Origin of the sequence: Pantoea sp. SORGH_AS_0659 (genome assembly GCF_031453915.1) — a bacterium.
GTDB classification, from domain to species: domain Bacteria; phylum Pseudomonadota; class Gammaproteobacteria; order Enterobacterales; family Enterobacteriaceae; genus Pantoea; species Pantoea leporis.
The window spans coordinates 535,063-559,398 of the sequence record NZ_JAVJAK010000001.1 but is presented as its reverse complement, the minus strand read 5'-3'; the positions used below and the strand labels follow the sequence as shown (position 1 = coordinate 559,398).

Annotated in this window: 24 protein-coding genes and 1 other RNA gene; 16 read left to right on the top strand and 9 right to left on the bottom strand. The window is 55.0% G+C overall.

All coding sequences use genetic code 11. The features are described from left to right. The first annotated feature begins 53 nt into the window (after window positions 1-53). The gene (locus tag Q3H59_RS02840) at window positions 54-677 is read left to right on the top strand and encodes a response regulator transcription factor (RefSeq protein ID WP_192412225.1); all 624 of its coding nucleotides are present in this window, start codon (window positions 54-56) and stop codon (window positions 675-677) included. A 322-nt stretch (window positions 678-999) separates the two neighbouring features. After that, window positions 1,000-3,003, top strand: a complete 2,004-nt coding sequence (locus Q3H59_RS02835) for an NADPH-dependent 2,4-dienoyl-CoA reductase (RefSeq protein ID WP_309833055.1) — start codon at window positions 1,000-1,002, stop codon at window positions 3,001-3,003. Here the strand turns inward: Q3H59_RS02835 and rlmG are convergent, their stop codons facing one another. Further along, window positions 3,004-4,122, bottom strand: a complete 1,119-nt coding sequence (rlmG, locus tag Q3H59_RS02830) for a 23S rRNA (guanine(1835)-N(2))-methyltransferase RlmG (protein ID WP_309833052.1) — start codon at window positions 4,120-4,122, stop codon at window positions 3,004-3,006. Between the two features lie 81 nt (window positions 4,123-4,203). On the opposite strand from rlmG, the gene Q3H59_RS02825 reads away from it, so the two are divergent. Beyond that, complete coding sequence (locus tag Q3H59_RS02825; RefSeq protein WP_101762916.1) at window positions 4,204-4,704, top strand: M48 family metallopeptidase; 501 nt, start codon at window positions 4,204-4,206, stop codon at window positions 4,702-4,704. Here Q3H59_RS02825 and Q3H59_RS02820 read toward each other — a convergent pair. Further along, complete coding sequence (locus Q3H59_RS02820; protein ID WP_309833050.1) at window positions 4,701-6,389, bottom strand: chloride channel protein; 1,689 nt, start codon at window positions 6,387-6,389, stop codon at window positions 4,701-4,703. The two genes, Q3H59_RS02825 and Q3H59_RS02820, sit on opposite strands and share 4 nt — an antisense overlap. Window positions 6,390-6,528: 139 nt before the next feature. Between Q3H59_RS02820 and Q3H59_RS02815 the strand changes: the two genes are divergently transcribed. The 3 genes from Q3H59_RS02815 (at window position 6,529) to sstT (ending at window position 10,238) form a co-directional block, all read left to right on the top strand. Next, complete coding sequence (locus Q3H59_RS02815; protein WP_309836609.1) at window positions 6,529-7,515, top strand: Gfo/Idh/MocA family oxidoreductase; 987 nt, start codon at window positions 6,529-6,531, stop codon at window positions 7,513-7,515. Window positions 7,516-7,786: 271 nt separating this feature from the next. Continuing rightward, window positions 7,787-8,758 carry a TerC family protein gene (locus tag Q3H59_RS02810; protein ID WP_008103489.1) on the top strand — a complete coding sequence of 324 codons (972 nt, stop codon included), beginning with the start codon at window positions 7,787-7,789 and terminating at the stop codon, window positions 8,756-8,758. A 232-nt stretch (window positions 8,759-8,990) separates the two neighbouring features. Next, window positions 8,991-10,238, top strand: a complete 1,248-nt coding sequence (sstT, locus tag Q3H59_RS02805) for a serine/threonine transporter SstT (protein WP_101762914.1) — start codon at window positions 8,991-8,993, stop codon at window positions 10,236-10,238. Window positions 10,239-10,282: 44 nt separating this feature from the next. On the opposite strand, the gene Q3H59_RS02800 is transcribed toward sstT, so the two are convergent. From Q3H59_RS02800 to uxaC, 3 genes are read right to left on the bottom strand one after another with little or no spacing between them, the layout of a single operon-like run. Continuing rightward, on the bottom strand, window positions 10,283-11,773 hold the full coding sequence (locus Q3H59_RS02800; RefSeq protein WP_192412231.1) for a UxaA family hydrolase: 1,491 nt from the start codon (window positions 11,771-11,773) through the stop codon (window positions 10,283-10,285). Between the two features lie 4 nt (window positions 11,774-11,777). Beyond that, window positions 11,778-13,226: a tagaturonate reductase gene (locus Q3H59_RS02795; protein ID WP_192412233.1), complete on the bottom strand. Its 1,449-nt coding sequence runs from the start codon at window positions 13,224-13,226 to the stop codon at window positions 11,778-11,780. A 2-nt stretch (window positions 13,227-13,228) separates the two neighbouring features. Continuing rightward, window positions 13,229-14,644 (bottom strand): glucuronate isomerase, encoded by a 1,416-nt coding sequence (gene uxaC / locus Q3H59_RS02790; protein WP_309833046.1) that lies wholly within the window; start codon window positions 14,642-14,644, stop codon window positions 13,229-13,231. A 372-nt stretch (window positions 14,645-15,016) separates the two neighbouring features. Here uxaC and Q3H59_RS02785 point away from each other — a divergent pair, with 372 nt between their 5' ends. The 10 genes from Q3H59_RS02785 to Q3H59_RS02740 all read left to right on the top strand — a co-directional run bounded on the left by Q3H59_RS02785 (window position 15,017) and on the right by Q3H59_RS02740 (window position 21,800). Further along, entirely contained in the window at window positions 15,017-16,318 is a 1,302-nt protein-coding gene (locus tag Q3H59_RS02785) for an MFS transporter (RefSeq protein ID WP_101762910.1), read from the top strand. Between the two features lie 88 nt (window positions 16,319-16,406). Next, window positions 16,407-17,180 carry a transcriptional regulator ExuR gene (gene exuR, locus Q3H59_RS02780; protein ID WP_192412237.1) on the top strand — a complete coding sequence of 258 codons (774 nt, stop codon included), beginning with the start codon at window positions 16,407-16,409 and terminating at the stop codon, window positions 17,178-17,180. 334 nt (window positions 17,181-17,514) lie between these two features. Beyond that, entirely contained in the window at window positions 17,515-18,192 is a 678-nt protein-coding gene (locus Q3H59_RS02775; protein WP_110867399.1) for a DedA family protein, read from the top strand. After that, window positions 18,189-18,557: an EnvZ/OmpR regulon moderator MzrA gene (gene mzrA / locus Q3H59_RS02770; protein WP_222211333.1), complete on the top strand. Its 369-nt coding sequence runs from the start codon at window positions 18,189-18,191 to the stop codon at window positions 18,555-18,557. Before Q3H59_RS02775 ends, mzrA begins: the two co-directional genes overlap by 4 nt. A gap of 174 nt (window positions 18,558-18,731) precedes the next feature. Then, window positions 18,732-19,103 carry a DUF1090 domain-containing protein gene (locus Q3H59_RS02765; RefSeq protein ID WP_146001298.1) on the top strand — a complete coding sequence of 124 codons (372 nt, stop codon included), beginning with the start codon at window positions 18,732-18,734 and terminating at the stop codon, window positions 19,101-19,103. 35 nt (window positions 19,104-19,138) lie between these two features. Next, window positions 19,139-19,444, top strand: coding sequence for a YqjD family protein (locus tag Q3H59_RS02760; protein WP_309833042.1), 306 nt, complete (start codon window positions 19,139-19,141; stop codon window positions 19,442-19,444). A gap of 2 nt (window positions 19,445-19,446) precedes the next feature. Continuing rightward, window positions 19,447-19,845, top strand: coding sequence for a phage holin family protein (locus Q3H59_RS02755; RefSeq protein ID WP_192236531.1), 399 nt, complete (start codon window positions 19,447-19,449; stop codon window positions 19,843-19,845). Then, window positions 19,842-20,126, top strand: coding sequence for a YqjK-like family protein (locus Q3H59_RS02750; protein WP_008103516.1), 285 nt, complete (start codon window positions 19,842-19,844; stop codon window positions 20,124-20,126). Before Q3H59_RS02755 ends, Q3H59_RS02750 begins: the two co-directional genes overlap by 4 nt. Before the next feature lie 208 nt (window positions 20,127-20,334). Beyond that, window positions 20,335-20,745, top strand: coding sequence for a DoxX family protein (locus tag Q3H59_RS02745; RefSeq protein ID WP_008103518.1), 411 nt, complete (start codon window positions 20,335-20,337; stop codon window positions 20,743-20,745). Window positions 20,746-20,825: 80 nt separating this feature from the next. Continuing rightward, window positions 20,826-21,800 (top strand): glutathione S-transferase family protein, encoded by a 975-nt coding sequence (locus Q3H59_RS02740; RefSeq protein ID WP_309833040.1) that lies wholly within the window; start codon window positions 20,826-20,828, stop codon window positions 21,798-21,800. Window positions 21,801-21,834: 34 nt separating this feature from the next. On the opposite strand, the gene mdtI is transcribed toward Q3H59_RS02740, so the two are convergent. From mdtI to rsmI, 4 genes are all read right to left on the bottom strand, one after another. Beyond that, window positions 21,835-22,164 carry a multidrug/spermidine efflux SMR transporter subunit MdtI gene (mdtI, locus tag Q3H59_RS02735; RefSeq protein ID WP_101762903.1) on the bottom strand — a complete coding sequence of 110 codons (330 nt, stop codon included), beginning with the start codon at window positions 22,162-22,164 and terminating at the stop codon, window positions 21,835-21,837. Continuing rightward, window positions 22,151-22,501, bottom strand: a complete 351-nt coding sequence (mdtJ, locus tag Q3H59_RS02730) for a multidrug/spermidine efflux SMR transporter subunit MdtJ (RefSeq protein ID WP_101762902.1) — start codon at window positions 22,499-22,501, stop codon at window positions 22,151-22,153. Before mdtJ ends, mdtI begins: the two co-directional genes overlap by 14 nt. 515 nt (window positions 22,502-23,016) lie before the next feature. Next, an RNA gene (rnpB, locus tag Q3H59_RS02725) (RNase P RNA component class A) lies at window positions 23,017-23,395 on the bottom strand. Window positions 23,396-23,428: 33 nt separating this feature from the next. Then, window positions 23,429-24,292 (bottom strand): 16S rRNA (cytidine(1402)-2'-O)-methyltransferase, encoded by an 864-nt coding sequence (rsmI, locus tag Q3H59_RS02720; RefSeq protein WP_101762901.1) that lies wholly within the window; start codon window positions 24,290-24,292, stop codon window positions 23,429-23,431. Window positions 24,293-24,336: the final 44 nt, after the last annotated feature.

Sequence of the window (24,336 nt, the reverse complement as noted above, 5' to 3'; positions counted from 1 at the left end):
CCGGACATAATGGCCGTCAACGTCATCATTACGGTGCCGTTAAAGGGAGAGATATGTTTAATGCAAAAATCCTCATCGTTGATGAGCATCGTTTGGTTGCCGCCGGCGTGCAGGCTTTATTATTAATGAATGGCTTTAATTGTGTCACTACTGCGCACACAATTAACGATGGTATTGATGATATCATTCATCACCACATCGACATACTAATATTAGATCCTGACTTTAAAGAAAAAAATGGCATCGCATTTTTACGCGATATCGTCAAATCAAAGACGTGGATGAAAGTCATACTGATTAGTCAGGATGGCAATAACCACCTTTCTATACAGTCACTTAGCCAGGGTGCGAATGGGTTCGTGTCAACTTACGATCCCATTCAAACACTGATCGCCGCCATTGGCTGCGTTTCTAATAATGTGAATTATCTACCGGGCGACATTCTGGATAAACGTCAGCGTTATGCGAATGAGCAAGATATGCTTTCTCGCCTGACTGACCGTGAAAATTTAATTTTGCGACAGCTCGCACAGGGGAAGTCCAATAAAACCATCGCTTGCGAATTGGGATTAAATAATAAAACAATCAGCACTTATAAAACAAAGATATTCCAAAAACTCGAGTCAAAAAACCTGGTTGATATCATCGAACTTGCACGTCGCAATGGGGCTTGTTGAAAGAAAAATCAAGACTAGTCTTGCTGATTAATAACGTTATGGCGTGGCATGATATGCCTTGTCCTAACCCCGGACAGTTTTTAAAAAGATTGAGTTATAAAGGAATTAATAACCACAGAGCTAATTTATTAGCCCCTTCTTCATGCTATTACAGGGCGAGTAGGTTTCTTCCCGTGCCTGCCGAAAGAAGTCCGATACTTTCGTCTGCGACTTACCGCCCTGCTTTTTTTTGATACTTCTCACAGGCTGAACGCCACACACTTCCTTCCCTGCAAAATCCCGCTAGAGTTCACTCATCCGACCACTCTCTGAGTATGTGATTATGTCTGAGCATTATGCCCACCTGTTCGCCCCGCTGGATTTGGGTTTCACCCAGCTTAAAAATCGTTTCCTGATGGGTTCGATGCATACCGGACTGGAAGAACACGCTGAGGGCGCAGAGCGTCTGGCCGCTTTTTACGCTGAGCGAGCGCGTGAAGGCGTGGCGCTGATTGTCACTGGCGGTATCGCGCCCAATCCGCAAGGCGTGGTGGCACAAGGCGGAGCGATCCTCAACCAGGAAAGTCAGTGCAACTGGCACCGTATCATCACCGATGCGGTGCATGCAGAAGGCGGGAAAATCGCGCTGCAAATTCTGCATGCCGGGCGCTACAGCTATCAGCGTGACCTGGTTGCCCCATCGGCATTACAGGCGCCGATCAATCCTTTTACGCCACAAGCGCTCAGCGATGCGGATATTCAGCAAACCATTCAGGACTTCGCGCACTGCGCCAAACTGGCGCAACAGGCCGGCTATGACGGCGTGGAGATCATGGGCTCGGAAGGTTATCTGATTAACCAGTTTCTGGTGGCGCACACCAATCAGCGTGAGGATGACTGGGGCGGCGATGTGACGCGACGCCAGCGCTTCGCGTTAGCGGTGACGCAAGCGGTGCGTGATGCCGTCGGCAGCGACTTCATCATTATCTTCCGCCTGTCGATGCTCGATTTGGTCAATAACGGCAGCTCGCTGGAAGAGACGCTTTCACTGGCGCAAGCGTTGGAGCAGTGCGGCGTTACGCTGTTTAACAGCGGCATTGGCTGGCATGAAGCGCGCATTCCCACCATCGCCACCTGCGTGCCGCGTGCTGGTTTTGCCTGGGTCACGCAGCACCTGCGCGAGCGCGTATCGGTGCCGGTCATCGCCACCAATCGCATCAACCATCCCGATGTCGCTGAACAGCTTTTGCGTGATGGCATCACTGATATGGTCTCGATGGCGCGCCCTTTCCTCGCCGATGCGGCTTTCGTCCGTAAAGCCGAAACCGGCCAGCCCGATGCCATCAACACCTGCATTGCCTGTAATCAGGCCTGCCTCGATCAAATCTTTGTTGGCAAAATCACCTCTTGTCTGGTGAATCCGCGCGCCTGCCACGAAACGCTGATGCCGGTGATTGCCACCAAGCAACCGAAACAGCTGGCGGTGGTGGGTGCGGGACCCGCGGGTATGGCGTTCGCGCTGCAGGCGGCGCAGCGCGGCCATCAGGTCACGCTTTACGAGGCCGATGCGCAAATTGGTGGGCAGTTTAATATCGCCCGACAGATTCCCGGCAAAGCTGAATTCAGTGAAACGCTGCGCTATTTCCGTTACCAACTTGCTGCCGCAGGCGTAACGATTAAAACGGAACATCGCGTCAGCGCTGACGAACTGGCAGCCGCTGACGAAGTAATCATCGCTACCGGTATCTTGCCGCGCCAGCTGACGATTCCTGGCATCGATCATCCCAGCGTGCTGAGCTACCTTGATGTGATACGCGATAAAAAACCGGTGGGAAAACGCGTGGCGATTATCGGCGCGGGCGGCATTGGTTTTGATACCGCCGAGTTTCTGCTGCATCAAACCAGCCATGACGATTTTTACCAAAGCTGGGGCATCGACCGCAGCCTGCAGGCGCGAGGCGGTTTGATTGCGCCACAGCCACAGCCCGCCGATCGGCAAATCTGGCTGCTGCAGCGCAAATCCGGCAAGCCGGGCGCAGGCTTAGCGAAAACCACCGGCTGGATCCACCGCGCCAGCTTGCAGGCGCACGGCGTGCAGATGTGGGGCGACGTCGAATATTTGCAGATTGATGACGCCGGATTACATCTGCGCCATCAGGGCGAAGCGATGACGCTGCCGATAGATAACGTGGTGATTTGTGCCGGGCAGGAACCGCTGCGCCTGCTGGCGGACCAGCTCAGCGCGCGTGGCAAATCCGTACGTGTGATTGGGGGTGCGGATGTGGCGCAGGAGCTGGATGCTCGCCGCGCTATCGCTCAGGCGACCGAACTGGCGCTGAGTGTGTAATTAGCGCAGTTTGACCGAACGCAGTACCACGAACTTGGCGTTGGACGCCACCAGCTCGCAGTTGCCAAACAGCTTTTTCATTTTGACGTGATAACCGAGGTGGCGGTTGCCGACGATGCGCAACTCGCCGCCATACTGCAGGCAGCGTTTCGCATCACGCAGCATTTGCCATGCCAGATGATCGGTCACCGCGTGCTGCTGATGGAATGGTGGATTGCACAGCACCGCGTGCAGGCGATCGGACGGGAAGCCACTCAGCACGTTGTTAACGCGAAACTGACAGCGCGCCATATCCTGCGGACGGTTCACTTCCACGTTCAGTTTGCTTGATGCCACCGCCATGTAGGATTCATCATAAAACAGCACGTCCGCGTTTGGGTTCTGTTCCAGTGCCAGCAAGCCAATCACGCCGTTGCCACAACCCAGGTCGAGAATCTCACCTTCAATGTCAAAAGGCAGATGCTGCATAAAGAAGCGTGCGCCCAGATCCAGCGACGCGCGGGAAAACACGTTGGCGTGATTGTGGATCTGGTACTCAGAATCATCCAGCGGCCAAACGGTGGTGGCGGGCTGATCCGCTAATTGCGGCGCAGTGAAGCGGCTGTAAATCAGACGCGCTTTTTTCCACGCCAGCGAGGTTTTGCTCTCGCCGAGGATGCGCTCGAACAGTTGCAGCGTGGAGTTGTGAATATCTTTGGCCTTCGCCGCCGCCAGAATCAGCGTGTCCGGCGTGACCACTTCGCGCAGTGCACGCAGTTGATGCTCGAGCAGCGCCAGCGCTTTGGGGATTTTGATCATCACCACCGCCGGTGCGGCCGGCAATGGCGCCAGGCTATCGAGAAAATGCACCTGATCTTCATCCATCTCATTGAGTCGCAGATTCTGTTTTGCCGCCTGTTCGCTCAGCAGCGAATCGCTGACGTGCCACACCGGACGTGCTCCCAACCCGCAAGTCAGCGCGCCAAAGCTGTCGTTGAACACCAAAACCGGTCCCTCAGGCAGCGCTTGCTGCAACAGGTATTCATCGGCGGAATCCCACGCCTGTAGCGGGCTTTCCTCACGCATTGGCGGGAAGCGGTGCAGCGTCAGCGTGCGATTGGTCAGTTCAAGTTGGCTCATGGAATCTCCGGCGTGGTACACTTTGCGCGATTTTCGCCCTAAAAAGGGGGCGCAGTATACTGTCTTTCGCCGGGAATCCCAATGTCATTAATCTATCTGCAGGGCTACCCTGAAAACATCCTCGAGCAGGTTCAGACGCTGATCGAACATGAGCGCTTAGGGGCCTTTCTCCAGCAACGCTATCCCGATACGCACAATATCGTCAGCGACCGCGCGCTCTATGATTACACGCAGGCGCTGAAAAACCGCTATATGCGCAGCGCACCGCCGGTGAGCAAAGTGATTTGGGACAATAAAATCAAGGTGATGAAGCACGCGTTGGGGCTGCATACGGCGATTTCGCGCGTGCAAGGCGGCAATCTTAAAGCCAAAGCGGAGATTCGCATCTCCACTTTCTTCCGCCTCGCACCGGAAGCATTTTTGCGCATGATCGTGGTGCACGAACTTGCGCACCTGAAAGAGAAAGAGCACGACAAAGCGTTTTACCAACTCTGCTGCCACATGGAACCGGATTATCACCAGCTCGAATTTGACGCCCGCTTGTGGATGACCGATCAGGCGATGCGCGGCAACGCAGCTTAAAGAAACTCCTGCGCTTTTTGGATCAGGCTGGTTTTGGTCAGTGCGCCCATAAAACGGCGCTCCTGCGGATTATTTAGCACCGGCAGGCGTTCAAGCGTGACGCGGGCAAAGGCTTCCCAACCTTCGCGCATGCTTTGATTCTGATAAATGCAGGGAAAGTTATTGTCCATCACGCTACTGACTGGCGAATGCAGCGTGATCTCCTGCGACAACACCTTGCGTGAGATATCGTGTATCGACACCACGCCGAGAAATTGCCCTTCACTATTAATCACATAGACATAACGTTCCCGCTTGAGCGAGCTCACCGCCAGCGCCTGCCCTACTGACTCTTCTGGCTGCAACGCCGCGCCGGGAATGATCAACTGATCGACACGCATGTTATCGAAATCATACTTGGCTTCGGAACGACTGAAATGGCTGCTCACCACCGGATAAGTGCTGGACGATTGCAGGCGATACACCACCATCGAGGCCAGTACTGACGCGATCATAATCGGGAACAGCAGGCTGCTATTCAGCGTCATCTCTAGCACCATCAGCATCGCCATTAACGGTGCCTGGCTGACCGCCGCCAGCACCGCCGCCATGCCGATCGCCGCATACAGCAAGGTATTGCCGACCGGTAAATGCAGCATCACGCCCATCTGCGCCAGCGCCACGCCGAGCAGTGCGCCGATCAATAAGGAAGGGGTAAACAGCCCGCCCACCGCGTTGGAACCCACCGACAGCGTGGTCGCCAGCGTTTTAAGCACCAGCAATCCCAGTAACCCCATCAGTAGATATTGGCCATCAATGATTTTCACGATCACTTCGTAACCGTTACCGAGAATATCGGTGGAGATCAACGCCAGAAAGCCCACCGCTAATCCACCGGCGCCGAGCCGCAGCGGCAGCGAACGCACGCGGCCAAACAGCGCCTTGCTACGCGCAATCAGTTTGATCAGCAGCCAGCCGGCGATACCGGCGACAAAACCAATCAGCAACGTCATCAGCAAACTGCTGATATCCATCTGAAATAGCGCTTCGGATAACGGATATAGCGCGCTGCGAAAACCCAGCGACCACATGGTCATCACCGCCACCGCCGACGAGACAATTAGCGGAATCAAGCGTTGTAGCGCCGAGATGCCAAAAGCGATCTCCGCGACAAATATCGCCGACGCCAAAGGGGCGTGATACACCGATGAAAGCCCGGCAGCAGCGGCCATCGCCACGATATCGCTGTTGCGCAGATTCAGCGATTTGGGCAGCCAGCGCCCGATTAAACTGCCGCTTAGCGCCGATAGCTGCACCATCGGCCCCTCTTTACCAATCGACGCGCCGCTGCCGATGCTAGCCATCGATGACAGCGCACGGAACAGCGAGGTTTTGGTTGGTACCGCATCGAGCCGCGCGTTGATCACCTCCAGATAATCGGTCTGCACCGTTTCCTGTTTCTCAATCGCCACCGCATAGCGCAGGAAAAAACCGGCCAATACGCCGCCCGCGCCCACCAGCAGCGGCCAGAAGATCCACGGCCAGACATGCATCGCCACGGTGATTTCACTGTCACTGTTGAACAGCAGATAATTGATCAATTCAATTACGCCGCGAAAGGCCAGCGTCACTAGCGAGGCCACACATCCAACGGGGATGGCGATCAGTAATGTGGTCCAGTTCAGAGCATGTTTACTTCCACTCACCCGCGCGTCCCCGCTAAGTCGGTTAAAAAGTTGTGCGGCATCATCATATTGGAATGCGGATCTCAGGATCAAATTTCGCCTGCCTGGCGCTCAGATGAACATGTTACTCTGCCGTTTTACTTTAGCAGGAGAGCAGCACGTGATTCGTTTCGCCATCGTGGGAACCAACTGGATTACCCGCCAGTTTATCGACGCCGCGCATGAAACCGGCAAAATGAAGCTGAGCGGCGTCTATTCGCGTAATCAGCAGCAGGCCGACGCGTTTGTGGTGGATTATCCCTGCAAGCTGACCTTCACCTCTCTGGATGAGCTTGCCGCCAGCAGTGAGATCGATGCGGTGTATATCGCCAGTCCGAATGCGCTGCACAGTGAACAGGCGATACTGTTTATGTCACATGGCAAGCATGTGATTTGCGAGAAGCCGATGGCGTCTAACCTGCGTGAAGCCGAGGCGATGATTGCCTGCGCGCGCCAGCATCAGGTGGTGCTGTTCGAAGCCTTTAAAACCGCCAGCCTGCCCACCTTCCTGCAACTGCAAAAAACGCTGCCGCAATTGGGCAAACTGCGTAAAGCCTTGATCAACTATTGCCAGTATTCCTCGAGTTATCAGCGCTATCTGGATGGCGAGAACCCGAATACCTTTAATCCTCGCTGGTCGAATGGCTCGATGATGGATATCGGCTTTTACTGCCTTGCCGCCGCTGTCACCTTATGGGGTGCGCCACAGCAGGTCAAGGCGCAAGCTTCCCTGCTGGAAAGTGGCGTTGATGCGCATGGCGTGGTGGTGCTGGGCTACGGCGATTTTGATGTCACGCTGCTGCACTCAAAGGTCAGCGATTCACTGATCCCGAGTGAAATTCAGGGCGAAGCGGGATCGCTGGTGATTGAAAAGATCTCCGAGTGCCAGCAACTGCGCTTTATCCCGCGCGGTGGCGAGAGCCAAAACCTGACGCAGCCGCAGCACATCAATACCATGCTGTATGAAGCCGAAACCTTCGCCAAATTGGTGGAAGCCGGTGAAGTTGAGCATGCGGCCTTAGAAAACTCACGTATTACGGCGCAACTGCTCACGGAAATCCGTCGCCAGACCGGCGTGGTATTCCCGGCGGATCAGACTGAAGTGTAAATATTGCAAAACATTTCCAGAGCCCTCTTGAAAGCGATTATCGAACTCCGTATGTTTAGCGCTGCAAAGGGGAGTAACTTCTACGCTGATTGATCGTCATTACGATGCGCCACGCAATATGCGTTACGCATCCGGTCGTCAGGCAACCCGGAATCTATTCTGAGTTGTAAGTGAGACCTTGCCGGAAGGCGAGGTTTGCTTGCAGCACGATCAAAGCGGCTGACGTCTTCTGACTTCAGCCGCTTTTTTATTTCTGGAAAAGGATACGACTATGCACTCAGTTGGCACACCGTTACTTTGGGGCAGCTTCGCTGTCGTAGTGCTCATCATGCTGGCGATCGACCTGCTATTACAGGGCCGACGCGGCGCACAGACCATGTCATTCAAACAAGCAGCGGTCTGGTCGCTGATTTGGGTGTCAGTTTCACTGCTGTTCAGCGCCGCCTTCTGGTGGTATCTCGACGGCACCGCCGGACGTGAAGTCGCCACCGCGCAAACCCTCGCTTTCCTCACTGGCTACGTTTTAGAGAAAGCGCTGGCGGTGGATAACGTCTTTGTCTGGCTGATGCTGTTTAGCTACTTCGCTGTACCGGCCAACCTGCAGCGCCGCGTGCTGATTTATGGCGTATTGGGCGCAATTGTGCTGCGTACCATCATGATCTTTGCTGGCAGCTATTTGGTTACTCAGTTCAGCTGGATCCTTTACGTGTTCGGCGCCTTCCTGCTGTTCACCGGCCTGAAAATGGCGCTGGCGAAAGAGGAAGATGACAGCACGGTGGGCGACAAACCGGTGGTGCGCTGGCTGCGTAAACATCTGCGCATGACCGATAGTCTGGACGGCGAGAAGTTCTTCACCCGCAAAAACGGTGTGCTGTTTGCTACGCCGCTGCTGCTGGTGCTGATCATGGTTGAACTAAGCGATGTGATTTTCGCCGTGGACAGCATTCCCGCGATCTTCGCGGTGACCACCGATCCGTTCATTGTGCTGACTTCCAACCTGTTCGCGATTCTTGGCCTGCGCGCCATGTACTTCCTGCTGGCTAACGTGGCGGAGCGTTTCTCGATGCTGAAATATGGCCTGGCGATTGTGCTGGTGTTTATCGGTATCAAAATGCTGATTGTCGAGTTCTATCACATTCCCGTCGGCATCTCGCTGACGGTGGTGGGTGTAATTCTCGGCGGTACGCTGCTGATCAACGCCTGGGTAAACCACAGAAACGACCAGAAGAAGATCTCACCATAATCTTCTGCAGGGGCGCTAATCGCCCCTGCTTTGTTTCGCCAGTGGCAACCTTCACCTTTTATATATCTGTCACACTTCCCATCATCAGCAGATCAAAAAACCGATCTGCTGCGCATGCACAGAATTATCTCTTTCCTCATAAGCTCTTTTCCTTATACTCCGCCGGGCAAACCGTTGTGCGTGGTGGAACCGCGCACAATACTCATGACCGCGAATATAAAAAGACTGTGATATGCAAAACAACTTTATTGGACGTCTGGGCGCACTGTTCGCAGGAAGCCTGGTAAAACAAATCATGATCGGCCTGGTGGCGGGCGTGGCGCTGGCGTGGTTCTCACGCGATGCCGCACTGGCCGTTGGCTTGCTGGGTGAGCTGTTCGTGCGCGCGCTAAAAGCCGTCGCGCCGCTGTTGGTTTTGGTGCTGGTGATCTCTTCGATTGCTAACCATCAGCAGGGACAAAAAACCAATATCCGCCCGATTATCATGCTGTATCTGCTCAGCACGTTCTTTGCTGCGGTTGTGGCGGTGATCTTCAGCCATCTGTTCCCTCAGACGCTGTCGATGAACGTCGGCGCCACGCAAATTACGCCGCCGTCGGGTATTACCGAAGTGCTGCACGGCTTGCTGATGAGCATGGTGTCGAACCCGATTGAAGCGCTGATGAATGCCAACTACATCGGTATTTTGGTGTGGGCGCTGGGATTGGGGCTGGCGTTTCGTCATGCCAGCCCAAGCAGCAAAGCGTTTCTTAATGACGCGTCCAATGCCGCGACCTGGGTCGTGCGCTGCGTGATCCGCTGTGCGCCGCTGGGAATTTTTGGTCTGGTGGCCTCTATTCTCGCCTCAACCGGCTTTGACGCGCTGTGGGAATACGCCAATCTGCTGGCGCTGCTGCTCGGCTGCATGCTGATTATGGCGCTGGTAATCAACCCAATGCTGGTGTTCCAGAAGATTCGCCGCAACCCGTATCCGCTGGTGTTTACCTGCATGCGTGAAAGTGGCGTCACCGCGTTCTTCACCCGCAGTTCAGCGGCTAACATTCCGGTCAATATGGCGCTGGCGAAACGTCTTAATCTGGATGAAGACACGTATTCCGTGTCGATCCCGCTGGGTGCCACCATCAGCATGGCTGGCGCATCCATCACCATCACCGTGTTGACGCTGGCGGCAGTACATACGCTGGGTATTGCGGTGGATGTTCCAACCGCCATTCTGTTGAGTCTGGTGGCGTCACTGTGTGCTTGTGGTGCATCCGGTGTGGCCGGCGGTTCGCTGCTGCTGATCCCGGTAGCCTGCAATATGTTTGGTATTCCGAATGATTTGGCGATGCAGGTAGTGGCGGTGGGCTTTATTATTGGCGTGCTGCAGGATTCTGCCGAGACCGCGCTGAACTCCTCGACGGATATTCTGTTTACCGCGGCCGTATGCCAGGCCGAAGCCGAGCGCCAGCCGCGTCGTACGGTGTCGGAGTCGGAGTAAAGTAAGGTTTTTGAATATAGGTCGCCATTCATGGCGACCTGGTTTTACAAGGTCACACCGCTTTTAAAGATGGCTAACTCGCGAAAATCATTAGTTTCGTTGCGCGCGGGTTGGCCATTGGCAATCGCCACAATCATATCGACGAAGTCCTCCAGCATCTCCGCCATACTCATCCCTTCAAGCAAACGCCCGGCATTAAAATCGATCCAGTGCGGCTTCTTCTCGGCGAGCTGCGTATTGGTGGCGATCTTCACCGTCGGCACAAAACCGCCGTACGGCGTGCCGCGTCCGGTGGTAAACAGCACCATATGACAGCCAGCGCCCGCCAGCGCGCTGGTTGCAACCGCATCGTTGCCCGGCGCACTTAACAGATTCAGTCCCGGCATATGCAAGCGCTCTCCGTACTTCAGCACATCCACCACCTGACTTTGTCCGGCCTTTTGCGTGCAGCCGAGCGACTTCTCCTCCAGCGTGGTGATGCCGCCCGCTTTGTTGCCGGGTGATGGATTCTCATAAATCGGCTGCTGGTGATCGATAAAGTAGCGCTTGAAGTCGTTAATCATCGCCACGGTTTTTTCAAAGGTGGCTTCATCGCGGCAGCGGCTCATCAGGATGCGCTCTGCGCCAAACATCTCCGGCACTTCGGTCAGCACCGTGGTACCGCCGTTGGCAATTATCTGGTCGGAGAAACAGCCCAGCATAGGATTGGCGGTGATGCCGGAAAAACCATCCGAACCGCCGCACTCCAGGCCAAACTTCAGCTCGCTGAGTTTGCCCGGCTGGCGTTGATCCGCGCGCATGGCACGATAGAGTTCGTGCAGACGTTCCAGCCCCGCTTCCACTTCATCATCCTGCTTCTGGCACTCCATGAACTGCACGCGATCGCTATCGAAGCCACCAAGCGTTTCACGAAACACATCAACCTGATTGTTCTCGCAGCCAAGCCCAATCACCAGCACCGCGCCGGCATTGGGATGGCGCACCATGTTCTGCAACATGGTGCGGGTGTTCTCGTGATCCTGCCCGAGCTGCGAACAGCCAAACGGATGGCTGAACAGATGCACGCCATCAATGCCTTCGGCGTCATTGGTCTCTTTCATAAAGCGCGTCAGGATTTGCCGCGCGATGCCGTTGACGCAGCCCACGGTGGGCAGGATCCATAACTCATTACGGATGCCCACTTCCCCGCTGGCGCGGCGATAGATCTGCACGTCGCGGTCGCCAGCTTGCGGCGGCAGATCGAGAAAATCGGGCTGATAGTCGTACTCATCCACGTCGCTTAGGTTGGTGCGCGCATTGCTGGAGTGAATGATCTCGCCGGCCGCAATCGGCTGAGTGGCGTGCGCGATCGGCAAACCGTATTTGATCACCAGCGCGTCGGTGGCTAAAGGCTGCAGCGCAAACTTATGGCCGCGTCCAACCTCCTGCTGCAAGGTGATCGCCTGTTGATTGATTTCGACCTGGGTATTGGCTGGCAAATCGCGCAACGCCACAGCAACGTTGTCGCGTGAATGGATTCTAATGGCATCTTGCATAGCGTTATCTCAGTTGTGTCAACGCCGTCCGCATCCCGTGGACGATGATGTTTTGCAGGTGTTGGCTGACCGCAGCCACTAATCCGGGCTGCTGAGTGAGATCTTCGCCCCAGTGATTGGCGTCGCTGAGTACCGCGCGCACCAACTGTTCTGGAGTCTGTTTATCGTTATTTACTGCTGACCACAGTTCAGCGAAACGCTGCAGCCACTGTTCGTCGTCCTGCAGCGGCCAGTGACGTTTGCCCTCTGCACCACGATAAAAGGCCAGCAACGCGGCAAAGGCGAAGCTCAGCCGCACAGGCCATTGCCCGTTTTGCTGCTGCGACAACAACAATTGCGGCAGCAAACGGGTGCGGAATTTGGTCATGCCGTTAAGGGCGATGGAGAGCAACGCATGGCGGATAAAGGGATTGCGGAAGCGACGCTGCACCGCGTCGGCAAAGGCGTGCAGCTCGTCGCGCGGCAGATCCAGCGTGGGGATCACCTCATCGCGCAGCAGCGCATCGACAAAGCTGGCCATCTGCGCATCATCCATCGCCTCTCCCACGCTCTCCAGCCCGGCCTGAAATGCCACCGGCACCAGCGCGGTGTGCGCGCCGTTAAGGATCGCCACCTTTTGCGCTTTGTACGGTGTGATGTCCTCCACCAGCTTCACTTCCGGTGCCAGCGTGTGCAGCTGCAGCTCCTGCGCCAGTGCATTTGGTCCCTGAATCACAAACTGGTAATAGACTTCGCCCGCCACCAGATAGCGATCTTCGTAGCCTAATGACGCTTCGATCGCCGCGCTATCCGCGGGATAACCGGTGACAATACGATCCACCAGCGTGTTGTAGAACGCGCAGTGATCCTGCACCCAGCGGGCAAACGCCGGCGGCAGCTGCCAATGCTGGCTGTAGCGCAGCACCAGCTCACGCAGCGTGTCGCCGTTGTAATCGATCAGTTCACAGGGCACCACCAGCCAACCTTTATCGCTGGCACCGGAAAAATGGTTGAAGCGCGCCCACAGCAGTTGCGTCAGCTTGCCGGGGAAGGATGAGGCGGGCGTGTCGTCCAGCCGATCCTGCTCCGCAAAAGCAATGCCGGCTTCTGTGGTATTGGAGAAGACAAAGCGCATCTGCGGTGCGCGTGCCAGCGCGAGAAATGCATCAAACTGCTGATACGGCTGGATTTCACGATTCACGCTGCGGATCAGGCGGGCTTCACTCACCTGTTCGCCCGCCGCATTCAGCCCGCGAATCAGCGTGGTGTATAAGCCATCTTGCTGATTCAGCGTCTCTTCCACCACACGGTTGCGCGGCCGCACCACCACCACGCCCGCATCGGTATTGTGATGCTGATTGAGCCAGTCGAGCTGCCAGTCGATAAAGGCGCGCAGGAAGTTGCCTTCACCAAACTGGATAACGCGCTCGCTGTAGTGTGCGCCAGGAAAATCGTGACGGTTGAGTCGCTGCATTATCAGGCTCCCAGCTCAATGCCGAAGTAATCGCGCGCATTGTTGAAACTGATGTTCTGTACCATCTGCCCTAACAACGCCTCGTCTTCAGGCGCTTCGCCCCGCGCCACCCAATTGCCGATCATCTGGCACAGCAAACGACGGAAATATTCATGACGCGTGTAAGAGAGGAAGCTGCGGCTGTCGGTTAGCATGCCGACAAAGCGGCTCAGCAGGCCGATTTGCGCCAGCTGCGTCATCTGCCGCTGCATGCCATCCAGCTGATCGTTAAACCACCACGCCGAACCAAACTGCATCTTGCCGGGTTCGCCTTCACCCTGGAAATTGCCTGCCATGGTCGCCAGCACTTCGTTGTCGCGCGGGTTGAGGCAGTAAAGAATGGTTTTGGGCAGCGCGTTATTGCGGTTCTGCGCATCCAGCAGACGCGCCAGCGGAATCGCCAACGGCGCATCGTTAATCGAATCGAAGCCTACATCCGGCCCGAGGATATCGAACTGGCGGTGATTAGCGTTGCGCAGCGCGCCAATGTGATACTGCTGCGCCCAGCCGCGACGCGCATATTCGCTGCCGAGCCACACCAGCACAGCAGTTTTAAACTGGGCCGTCTCTTCAGCGGAAGGCGCTGCACCTTGCAGTCGGCGCGCCAGAATGCCATCCAGAGTGGCGTCATCCGCTTCCGCAAACACCACCACATCCAGCGCGTGATCGGAAATTTTGCAGCCATGCGCGGCGAAGTGATCGAGTCGCTGGCTTAAGGCGCGGCGCAGATCGTCAAAGCGCTGCACGTTAACATCCGCGACCTGCGCTAAGCGCTGAATCCACGGCAGGAAACTCTCCAGCTCAATGTTAAAGGCTTTGTCCGGACGCCAGCTCGGCAGCACTTTGACGTCAAAGCTGCTGTCCTGCGCCAGCTTGCGGTGATGCTGTAAGTCGTCAAGCGGATCGTCGGTGGTGCCGACCATTTTCACCTTCATCTGCTGCATGATGCCGCGCGCGCTGAAGGTGTCCTGCGCCAGCAGTTCATTACACTGCTGCCAGATGCGATCTGCGCTCTGCTCATTCAGCAGCACATCGGTGATGCCAAAAGGGCGGCGCAATTCGAGGTGCGTCCAGTGATAGAGCGGATTGCCGATGGTATGCGGCACGGTACGCGCCCAGGCGTTAAATTTCTCACGATCGCTGGCATCGCCGGTGCATAACGCTTCCGGCACGCCGTTAGCGCGCATCGCACGCCATTTGTAGTGATCGCCTTTCAGCCAGATGTCATAGAGGTTGGTGAAGCGGTAATTATCGGCAATCTGCTGCGGCGGTAAGTGACAGTGATAGTCGAAAATCGGCTGGTCTTTAGCGTAGTCGTGGTACAGACGACGGGCGAACTCGGTGTCGAGTAGAAAATCCTCACTCATAAAACGCGACATACCTGCTTCCTCATTTTGTAGCCAGATGGCTTTTAACTAAAAGTTATCATACCAATTTAAACGAAATGCAAAATTGTTTGCGATCCGACTCACAATAATGACAGTTTCACTGTGGGTATATGGACGATTTTGTTGCGGATAATGCGTTAAATGGCTGTTTTAACGATCTTTCGCCCTAACACACACTGGCCGCAAGGTTTATGTGATGGCATTCAACTTTTAAAGCGGTATAACAAGTTAACCTCTCGCTCCGTTGCTAACGGGATTAATGGCACAGGCAAGGAACTGCGGGAGTGAACAGCATTGTTCACGTCTTCCCGCTCCAGATAACTACAGCGGTAAACCGCAACGACAGACTGGACGAGGTTAATAATGCGTAAGATCAAAGGGCTACGCTGGTACATGATTGGGCTGGTGACGCTGGGCACCGTGCTCGGTTACCTGACGCGCAATACCATTGCCGTCGCTGCGCCCACGCTGGAAACGCAGTTGGGTATCACCACGCAACAATATTCTTATATCGTCGCCGCCTACTCGGCGTGCTACACCATCATGCAGCCGGTAGCCGGTTATGTGCTGGACATGCTCGGCACCAAAATTGGTTATGCAGTGTTTGCCGTGCTGTGGGCAATCTTCTGTGCGGCAACCGCGATGGCGGGCAGTTGGGGCGGCTTTGCGCTGGCACGCGGCGCGGTGGGTGCCGCCGAAGCAGCAATGATTCCCGCAGGCCTGAAAGCCAGTAGCGAATGGTTCCCTGCCAAAGAGCGTTCGGTGGCGGTGGGCTATTTCAACGTGGGCTCGTCAATTGGCGCAATGCTGGCTCCGCCGCTGGTGGTGTGGGCGATCATGGCGCACAGCTGGCAAATGGCGTTCATTATTACTGGCGTGCTGAGCATGGTGTGGGCCCTCTGCTGGCTGGTGTTTTATAAGCATCCTAAACAACAAACCAAGCTGAGCGATGAGGAGCGTCACTACATCATTGCCGGCCAGGAGTTGCAGCATCAAACCGGTAATAATAAGAAGATGTCGGCACGCCAGATCCTGCGCAATCGCCAGTTCTGGGGCATTGCGCTGCCGCGTTTCCTCGCCGAACCCGCGTGGGGAACGTTTAACGCGTGGATCCCGTTGTTTATGTTTAAGGTGTACGGCTTCAACCTGAAAGAGATCGCCATGTTTGCCTGGATGCCGATGTTGTTCGCCGATCTCGGCTGCATCGTCGGTGGCTACTTGCCGCCGCTGTTTCAGCGCTGGTTTGGCGTCAATCTCATCGTCTCACGCAAACTGGTGGTGACCATGGGCGCGGTGTTAATGATTGCGCCAGGCACCATCGGGTTGTTCACCAGCCCGTATGTGGCGATTGGGTTGTTGTGCGTCGGTGGTTTTGCCCATCAGGCGCTTTCAGGCGCGCTGATCACGCTCTCTTCGGATGTATTTGGCCGTAACGAAGTGGCTACCGCCAACGGCTTAACCGGCATGGCGGCCTGGACGGCGAGCACCCTGTTTGCGTTGGTGGTCGGTGCGCTGGCCGATACGCTGGGCTTCAGCCCGCTGTTCGCGGCGCTGGCGGTGTTTGATCTGCTAGGCGCGGTGGTTATCTGGACGGTGCTGAAAAACCAGCCGGTTTCTGAACTCGACGATCAGCCTGCGGTGCAGTCCGCTGCAGTGCGCACCTAACCTTTCCGGGCTGGCATCGGCCAGCCCATTTCCTCTGTGCGGCTGAAGTGGTATAACAACTCAACTTTCTCCCACAGCGGACCGCGCAATGGACCTGACCGAATCACGACGCCTCTATCAACAACTCGCCAGCGAACTCAAACGCCGCATTGAAGCTGCCGAGTATCGGGTCGGCGACAAACTGCCTGCCGAGCGTCTGATTGCGGAGGAGATGCAGGTGAGCCGTACCGTGGTGCGTGAAGCGATCATCATGCTGGAAGTGGAAGGTTACGTGGAGGTGCGGAAAGGTTCCGGCATTCACGTCATCAGCAGCCAGCAACAGAACCGCGTGGTAACGTCCAGCCAGCTGGAGTTCGCTAATTTCGGCCCCTTCGAGTTATTGCAGGCGCGCCAGTTGATTGAAAGCAACGTGGCTGAGTTTGCCGCCACGCAGGTGACACGCCAGGATATCGTGGCATTGATGGCAATTCAGGAGAAAGCGCGTCAGGAAGATCATTCGCGCGATTCGGCGTGGGATATGGAGTTTCACGTGCGCATTGCGCAATCGACGCAGAACAGCGCCTTAGCAGCGATTGTCGAGAAGATGTGGCTGCACCGTCTGCACAATCCTTACTGGTTAAAGCTGCACGAACATATTGATGCCAAAAATATCACCAGCTGGTGTGACGATCACGACCAGATTCTCAAAGCCCTGATCCGCAAAGATCCCGCCGCCAGTAAGCTGGCAATGTGGCAACATCTGGAAAATACTAAGCAGATGCTGTTTAACGCCACCACCGATGATTTCGAATTTAACGTTGATCGTTACATGTTTGCTGAAAATCCGGTCATCCTGCCTGAAGGTAGCGAAAATCCACGCTGATCCTGCTTATTTTTCAGGCGTTTTGTTGCTGAAAAAGTCAGTTAGTCTGCAATAGTGTCAGCTCATGTAAAGCTCCTTTGGACCACCTGCGTCTAAAGGTAAAACTCCTGTGCGGCAGGCACTTTCCCCTGTCTGGATAACGTTATTTTTGTTACAGTTATCGCCCTTTTATTACCCTTTGCGACAGGGCTTTAAAAAGTCGCTGATTTAACAATCAATTCTGGAAGGATCCGGAAACTCCTGCTCAGGCTGCTTATCTAAAATGTATAACCAACGCCAGTCTGCGCCTAAGCCCCTCACGGGCACGTTTAACAATGATGTTCAGGAATGATTGATGGATATTTTGCAAGCATTGCTGCATGCCTTGTGGCAGCAGGATTACGAAATGCTCTCCGACCCGACGTTGGTTTGGGCCATTTATGGCGTGTTGTTCATGATTCTGTTTCTGGAAAATGGATTGCTGCCCGCCGCCTTTCTGCCGGGCGATAGTTTACTGATTTTGGTCGGCGTTTTGATTGCTAAAGGCACCATGGGTTTCCCGCTGACGCTGCTGATTCTGACCACTGGCGCCAGCCTCGGCTGCTGGGTGAGCTACATTCAGGGCCGCTGGCTCGGTAATACGCCTACCGTGCAAAAATGGCTTTCACACTTGCCCGCGCAATATCATCAACGCGCCCATCGGCTGTTCCATCGGCATGGCTTGTCTGCACTGCTGGTGGGTCGCTTTATTGCCTTCGTTCGCACCTTGCTCCCTACCATCGCCGGACTTTCTGGCCTGAGTAATGCGCGCTTCCAGTTCTTCAACTGGGTCAGTGGCTTCCTGTGGGTGCTGATCCTTACCGTGCTGGGCTTCGCGCTGGGTAAAACGCCGATTTTTCGTCGTTACGAAGATGAGCTGATGTTGTGCCTGATGCTGCTGCCGCTGGTGCTGCTGGTGATTGGCCTGGTCGGTTCTTTAGTGGTGATTTGGCGTAAACGTCAGTCAGCGCGTAGCGGGAATTCACAGTCATGATCACATTCCGTGGATTCCCAAGGCGTTTCCTGCCTTGGGCGCTGGGTGGCGCGTTGGCGCTGCTGGCGATCTGTTTCATTCCGACCTTGATGCAGCATGAAACCGTGGTGCAGATCCGCGTCGCCAACAGCGGCACCAATCTGCCCGATGGTTTTTATCTTTATCAGCAACTTTCTGCGCAGGGCGTGCGTATCAAAAGTATTACGCCCTCCGGCGATGCGCTGGTGATTCATTTTGAGAATGAAGAACAGAGCCTGGCGGCGCAAAAAGTGTTGAAGCGCCTGTTGCCACAAGGCTTTGTCGTCGCCGCTGGCCCGCAGGCTTCGCAGCAATATCCTGACGCCAGTCGCCCAATTTTTAGCTAAATTTCACCGCCTGACGTTAAGCCAGGCGGTGAGCTAATCCTCGCTATCCCCGCGTCTTCTTTGAATTTTTTCGTCTGCTGTCTATCCTTAGAGATAGCGTAAGCCTAAGACATGCTGGGAAGCTTCTCCTGTCTGCTCTCGGGCAGGTCATCAACAATGGAAGGTCACAACCTGATGAAACATCAATTACTGCTAGGTGCTATTCTTTTTTCACTCTCGGGTTCGCTGCTGGCGGCTGAATCGCTCTGCCAACAGAAAGAGCAGGATATTCAACGCGAGATCGATATGGCGAAACAGCACGACAACCAGCGCCGCGTTACCGGGCTGGAGCGCGCGTTGACCGAAGTCCGCGCAGGCTGCACCGATGAGAAGCTGAAATCTGCACATAGCGAACGCATCGCTGAGCAGAAGCACAAAATCGCCGAACGTGAGCGTGAGCTGAAAGAAGAGCGTCAGGATGGCGACAAGGACAAAATTGAGAAGCGCGAACGTAAGCTGCTCGATGCGCAGCACGAACTGAAAAAGCTTGAAGCTGAACCTTATTAATCGGACTTAACTCAATGCTGTAAAAGGAGATTTCCATGGCTAAAGAAACAACATCTGAACATCTGCGCGCTGAATTGAAAAATCTGGTTGATACCCTGGAAGAAGTGCTGAGCAGCTCAGCAGATAAATCCAAAGGTGAGCTGGATAAACTGCGTCATAAAGCGCGCGGCGCTATTGAAAGCTCCCGTGAACGTCTCGGCGATTCCGGCGAACGTATTGCACAAACCACGCGTGAAGCAGCGGAAAAAGCGGACGAATACGTGCGCGACAATCCGTGGCACGGTGTGGGTATCGGTGCAGCGGTAGGTATTCTCATCGGCATTTTAATCTCACGGCGTTAATGATGAGTGATAGTCAGCAAAGCCACGGCCCCGGCAAAGGGGTCTTTAACATCGGTCAACGGGTCGTTACCACGCTGGTTAGCATGGTCGAGACGCGCGTCAGACTGGCAATTGTGGAACTGGAAGAGGAAAAGGCCAACCTGATTCAGATGCTGATGATGGTGGGCCTTACTATGCTGTTTACCGCTTTCGGTCTCATGAGCCTGATGGTGTTGATCATCTGGGCGGTGGACGCACAATATCGCTTGATGGCGATTGCCATCACTACGGCGGTGCTATTTGCTCTGGCGCTCATCTTCGGTTTGTGGACGTTATACAAATCGCGTCAGTCAACGTTGTTGCGCCATACGCGTAAAGAGCTGGATACCGATCGCAAACTGCTGGAGGAGCATCGCTCATGAGCCGCCGCGAACGTGAAGCACGCATTCACGAACTGCTCAATCAGGTGCAGCAGCAGCGGCTTGACCTCAGCGCCGACAGCCGCGACTGGCTGACCAGCACCGCGCAGTACGATCGCGGCTGGTTAACCATCATTGGCATGCGTCGTTATCTGGCGATTGGCAGCAGTGCATTGGCCATTTGGTCGATTCGCAGCCCCAATCGTCTGCTGCGCTGGGCCAAGCGCGGTTTCGGCGTCTGGAGCACCTGGCGCATGATCAAATCGACTTTAAATACCCGCTAGCTTCTCTCTCTAAAACCGGATCGAATTGATTCGGTTTTACTCCCCCTCAAATTTACTGAACAACATTGACAGTTTATCTCGCTTACAACTCTTTCAACCTGCGATTATCATCTCCCTCCATCAGCCCAGTGAACTGAAACAACCGGTTCAAGGGGATTCAAAACCCGCAGGCCAACAACCTGCAACAAAAACCTTGTTGGAGTAGATGATGAAAAAATTCGAAGACTCAGGCCTGCTGGTAGCACGCGTACTAATGACCATTCTGTTTATCACCGCAGGCTGGGGCAAAATCACCGGTTACGCCGGTACCGCACAATACATGCAGGCAATGGGCGTCCCAGGCTTCCTGCTGCCGCTGGTTATTCTGCTGGAGTTCGGTGGCGGCCTGGCGATTCTGTTCGGTTTCCTGACGCGCTTTACCGCCCTGTTCACCGCTGGCTTTACTCTGCTGACCGCGTTCCTGTTCCACAGCAACTTCGCGGAAGGTGTTAACCAGCTGATGTTCATGAAAAACCTCTCCATCGCCGGTGGCTTCCTGGTGTTGGGTCTGGTAGGTCCAGGCGCTTACAGCATTGACCGACTGATTCGTCAGCGCGTTCAGCCAGCGACCGCACGCTAAGCAGCACAAGCGTTAGAGAACACATATACTGAATTGCAGGGGCGGGGATTTTCCTCGCCCCTTTTTATTATGGAGGGCTTATGGGACAGCTGATTGACGGTGTATGGCATGATACATGGTACGATACGAAGTCAACCGGTGGCCGCTTCAAGCGCACTGAAGCCGTCTGGCGTAACTGGGTTACCGCCGATGGCAGCGCCGGTCCAACCGGCAAAGCGGGCTTCGGCGCTGAGCGTGGTCGCTATCATCTTTACGTCTCGCTTGCCTGCCCGTGGGCGCATCGCACGCTGTTAATGCTTAAACTCAAGGGATTGGAGGAGATGATTTCGGTTTCGGTGGTGCATCCGCTGATGCTGGAGAACGGCTGGACCTTTGACGCCAGTTTCCCTGATGCCACCGGCGATGCGTTGTATCAAAAAGAGTTTCTCTATCAGATCTATCTGCACGCCGATGCGCACTATTCCGGCCGTGTGACCGTGCCAGTGCTGTGGGATAAAACCCAGCAAACCATCGTTAGTAATGAATCCGCCGACATCATGCGCATGCTCAACAGCGCTTTTGATGCGCAAGGTGCCCGCGCGGGTGACTATTATCCGGCGGAGCTGCGCGACAAGATTGATGAAGTGAACAGTTGGGTTTACGACACGGTCAACAATGGCGTGTATAAAAGCGGTTTTGCCACTTCGCAGGCGGCGTACGATGAATCGGTAACGTCGCTGTTCCATTCGTTAGCGCGTCTCGAACAGATTCTTGGCCAACATCGCTATCTTACTGGCGACCAACTGACCGAAGCGGATTTACGCTTGTGGACCACGCTGGTGCGCTTCGATCCGGTCTACGTAACCCACTTTAAGTGCGATCGTCACCGCATCAGTGATTACCGTAATCTGAGCGGCTTCCTGCGCGACATCTATCAGATGCCAGGCATCGCTGACACGGTTAATTTGCCGCACATTCGCCATCACTACTACTGCAGCCACAAAACCATCAACCCAAGCGGCGTGATCTCGCTGGGTCCAGCCTTTGACTGGGATGAGCCACACGGCCGGGGTTGATGCTCTTACCCTCTCCCAACGTGGAGAGGGTACTCTAGGCAAACTTAATCAGCACCATACCGACCAACAACAATCCCACGCCCAGCCAGCCAACCCGACTCAGACGCTGGCCAAACAGAATCCAGCCTGCCGCCACGGTGGCGACCAATCCCAGCCCGCCCCATAACGCGTAGGCTACCGTCAAATCAATGCCTTTCACCGCCTGCGCCAGCGCACTGAACGCCGCCAGCACCGCCACCAGCGATAACACGCCAAACAGTGGACGGCGGAAACCGTTGGAGTATTTCAGGAAGATATTGGCGACGATCTCCAGGCCAATGGCCAGCGCCAGCCATGCGATATGCAGCCAGTTAAACGTTGCCATGGCGCAGCTCCTTGCGGCTCAGCGTGCCGGATTTGATCAGGACAATGCCGAGGATCAGCGTCAGCAGGCCGGCTACTTTGATGGCGGATAAGGCTTCATCGAACAACAGCACGCTAAACAGCGTAATAAACAGAATGCCAATGCCTTCCCACATGGCATACGCCACGCCAAGGGCAATACGTTTAATGGCGAAGGATAAACAAATATAAGAAAGTGCGATCATCACCAGCATAAAAATATAACCGGCGTTGCCACCGTTTACGCTGGCCCATTTCATTGAGACGGTGCCAATAATTTCCGCGGCGATCGCCAGCGCTAATAAAATCCAATACAGCATGATTTCTCTCCTGAACGAGAAATAAACGCCACCCACGTGAAAATAGGCGTGTTAGCAAAGTTAAATTAAAAAGTCAGAATAGGAGAGAACGGAACTAAAGCGCGAAGCGCCAGTGCTGATCGCAGATTGAGCAGTTTGATTCAGAGAGAGAGGAGGAGAGTGAAGCCTTATTTGACGCAAACATTTTGTCCATAAAATTACAACTTATCCACGTTGTTGCTTCTCGTCAGTGTGGATTAAATTTGTCCTCAGTAGTTAAACACGCGCTTATTCTGGCATAGCGGCAGTAATGTTTTCAGGGATTTTCATTTCTTTACGTGGAGGCGTTTAATTAAAAGTGTGTGTATTCCCTCACCCTAACCCTCTCCCAGAGGGAGAGGGAACTGTTTATTGCGGTTTGAAAGATCGCTCGATCGGTCTCTTCTCCCGCCTGCGGGAGAAGGTTAGGATGAGGGCCAGCGCGCACAAGCCCCAGAAAACACAAAACCCGCCGAAGCGGGTTTTGTGTTTAAAAAAGTCGAAACTGACCGATAAGCCGGGTTCTGTCGTGGACAGTCATTCATCTAGGCCAGCAATCGCTCACTGGCTCAAGCAGCCTACCCGGGTTCAGTACGGGCCGTACCTTGTGAACCCCTATTTGGCCTTGCTCCGGGTGGAGTTTACCGTGCCACGAACTGTTGCCAGCCGCGCGGTGCGCTCTTACCGCACCCTTTCACCCTTACCTGATCCCATTACTGGGCCATCGGCGGTTTGCTCTCTGTTGCACTGGTCGTAGGCTTGCGCCCCCCAGGCGTTACCTGGCACCCTGCCCTATGGAGCCCGGACTTTCCTCCCCTTTGCCCGTCTCCCCCCGAAAGAGGACGACGACAAAGCGGCGACTGTCTGGTCAGCTTCGGCGCGGGATAATAGGCGATTTGCCAGCGTTTGTCACGCCTCTTGCTGCTCCAGCGCGTACTTATAAAGCGCGTTCTTCTTCACCCCATGAATTTCCGCCGTCAGCGCAGCGGCTTTCTTCAGTGGCAGCTCTTTTTGCAGCAGCGCCAGCGTGCGCAACGCCTCCGCCGGCAGCGCTTCTTCATCCGCTTTATGGCCTTCAACAATCAGCACCATCTCGCCTTTACGACGATTTTCATCTTCCTGCACCCACGCCAGCAACTCGCCGACCGGTGCGCCTTGAATAGATTCCCACGTTTTGGTGATCTCACGCGCCAGCACCACGTAGCGCTCGCCGCCCCACACGCTGACCATATCCTGCAGGCTATCGATCAGGCGATGGGTCGATTCGTAGAAAATCAGCGTACGCGGCTCTTCACCCAGCGCGCGCAGCACATCGCAACGTCCTTTGCTTTTGGCCGGTAGAAACCCTTCGTAACAGAAACGATCGGACGGTAACCCCGCCGCGCTTAATGCTGTAATCGCCGCGCAGGCACCTGGCAACGGCACCACGCGCACACCAGCTTCACGGCAGCGACGTACCAAATGGTAGCCGGGATCGTTGATTAACGGCGTGCCGGCATCGGAGACCAGCGCGATGCTCTGGCCCTCTTGCAGCTTAGCTAACAGCACCTCAGCTTTCTGCTGTTCGTTGTGGTCGTGAAGTGCGAAGAGTCGCGCATTGATGGCGAAATGTTGTAGCAACAGCCCGGTATGACGTGTATCTTCCGCTGCGACTAGATCGACGCTTGAGAGCACCGTCAACGCTCGTTGAGTGATATCACCCAGGTTACCGATCGGGGTAGGAACGATATAGAGCGTGCTGGCAGAAATCTCTGCCCGATCGAGTTGTTTCATTGTTTCATCCGAATTGCCGATTTAATATTGAGCATCTTGAAAAA

What these genes read in the sequence shown, in the direction of transcription:
- Q3H59_RS02800 (WP_192412231.1), bottom strand. Translation starts at nt 11,773, where the DNA reads ATGCAAGATGCCATTAGAATCCATTCACGCGACAACGTTGCTGTGGCG.
- uxaC (WP_309833046.1), bottom strand. Translation starts at nt 14,644, where the DNA reads ATGTCGCGTTTTATGAGTGAGGATTTTCTACTCGACACCGAGTTCGCC.
- Q3H59_RS02825 (WP_101762916.1), top strand. Translation starts at nt 4,204, where the DNA reads ATGTCATTAATCTATCTGCAGGGCTACCCTGAAAACATCCTCGAGCAG.
- rlmG (WP_309833052.1), bottom strand. Translation starts at nt 4,122, where the DNA reads ATGAGCCAACTTGAACTGACCAATCGCACGCTGACGCTGCACCGCTTC.
- exuR (WP_192412237.1), top strand. Translation starts at nt 16,407, where the DNA reads ATGGACCTGACCGAATCACGACGCCTCTATCAACAACTCGCCAGCGAA.
- Q3H59_RS02745 (WP_008103518.1), top strand. Translation starts at nt 20,335, where the DNA reads ATGAAAAAATTCGAAGACTCAGGCCTGCTGGTAGCACGCGTACTAATG.
- mdtJ (WP_101762902.1), bottom strand. Translation starts at nt 22,501, where the DNA reads ATGCTGTATTGGATTTTATTAGCGCTGGCGATCGCCGCGGAAATTATT.
- Q3H59_RS02755 (WP_192236531.1), top strand. Translation starts at nt 19,447, where the DNA reads ATGAGTGATAGTCAGCAAAGCCACGGCCCCGGCAAAGGGGTCTTTAAC.
- Q3H59_RS02810 (WP_008103489.1), top strand. Translation starts at nt 7,787, where the DNA reads ATGCACTCAGTTGGCACACCGTTACTTTGGGGCAGCTTCGCTGTCGTA.
- mzrA (WP_222211333.1), top strand. Translation starts at nt 18,189, where the DNA reads ATGATCACATTCCGTGGATTCCCAAGGCGTTTCCTGCCTTGGGCGCTG.
- Q3H59_RS02835 (WP_309833055.1), top strand. Translation starts at nt 1,000, where the DNA reads ATGTCTGAGCATTATGCCCACCTGTTCGCCCCGCTGGATTTGGGTTTC.
- Q3H59_RS02740 (WP_309833040.1), top strand. Translation starts at nt 20,826, where the DNA reads ATGGGACAGCTGATTGACGGTGTATGGCATGATACATGGTACGATACG.
- sstT (WP_101762914.1), top strand. Translation starts at nt 8,991, where the DNA reads ATGCAAAACAACTTTATTGGACGTCTGGGCGCACTGTTCGCAGGAAGC.
- Q3H59_RS02760 (WP_309833042.1), top strand. Translation starts at nt 19,139, where the DNA reads ATGGCTAAAGAAACAACATCTGAACATCTGCGCGCTGAATTGAAAAAT.
- Q3H59_RS02765 (WP_146001298.1), top strand. Translation starts at nt 18,732, where the DNA reads ATGAAACATCAATTACTGCTAGGTGCTATTCTTTTTTCACTCTCGGGT.
- rsmI (WP_101762901.1), bottom strand. Translation starts at nt 24,292, where the DNA reads ATGAAACAACTCGATCGGGCAGAGATTTCTGCCAGCACGCTCTATATC.
- Q3H59_RS02775 (WP_110867399.1), top strand. Translation starts at nt 17,515, where the DNA reads ATGGATATTTTGCAAGCATTGCTGCATGCCTTGTGGCAGCAGGATTAC.
- Q3H59_RS02840 (WP_192412225.1), top strand. Translation starts at nt 54, where the DNA reads ATGTTTAATGCAAAAATCCTCATCGTTGATGAGCATCGTTTGGTTGCC.
- Q3H59_RS02795 (WP_192412233.1), bottom strand. Translation starts at nt 13,226, where the DNA reads ATGCAGCGACTCAACCGTCACGATTTTCCTGGCGCACACTACAGCGAG.
- mdtI (WP_101762903.1), bottom strand. Translation starts at nt 22,164, where the DNA reads ATGGCAACGTTTAACTGGCTGCATATCGCATGGCTGGCGCTGGCCATT.
- Q3H59_RS02785 (WP_101762910.1), top strand. Translation starts at nt 15,017, where the DNA reads ATGCGTAAGATCAAAGGGCTACGCTGGTACATGATTGGGCTGGTGACG.
- Q3H59_RS02750 (WP_008103516.1), top strand. Translation starts at nt 19,842, where the DNA reads ATGAGCCGCCGCGAACGTGAAGCACGCATTCACGAACTGCTCAATCAG.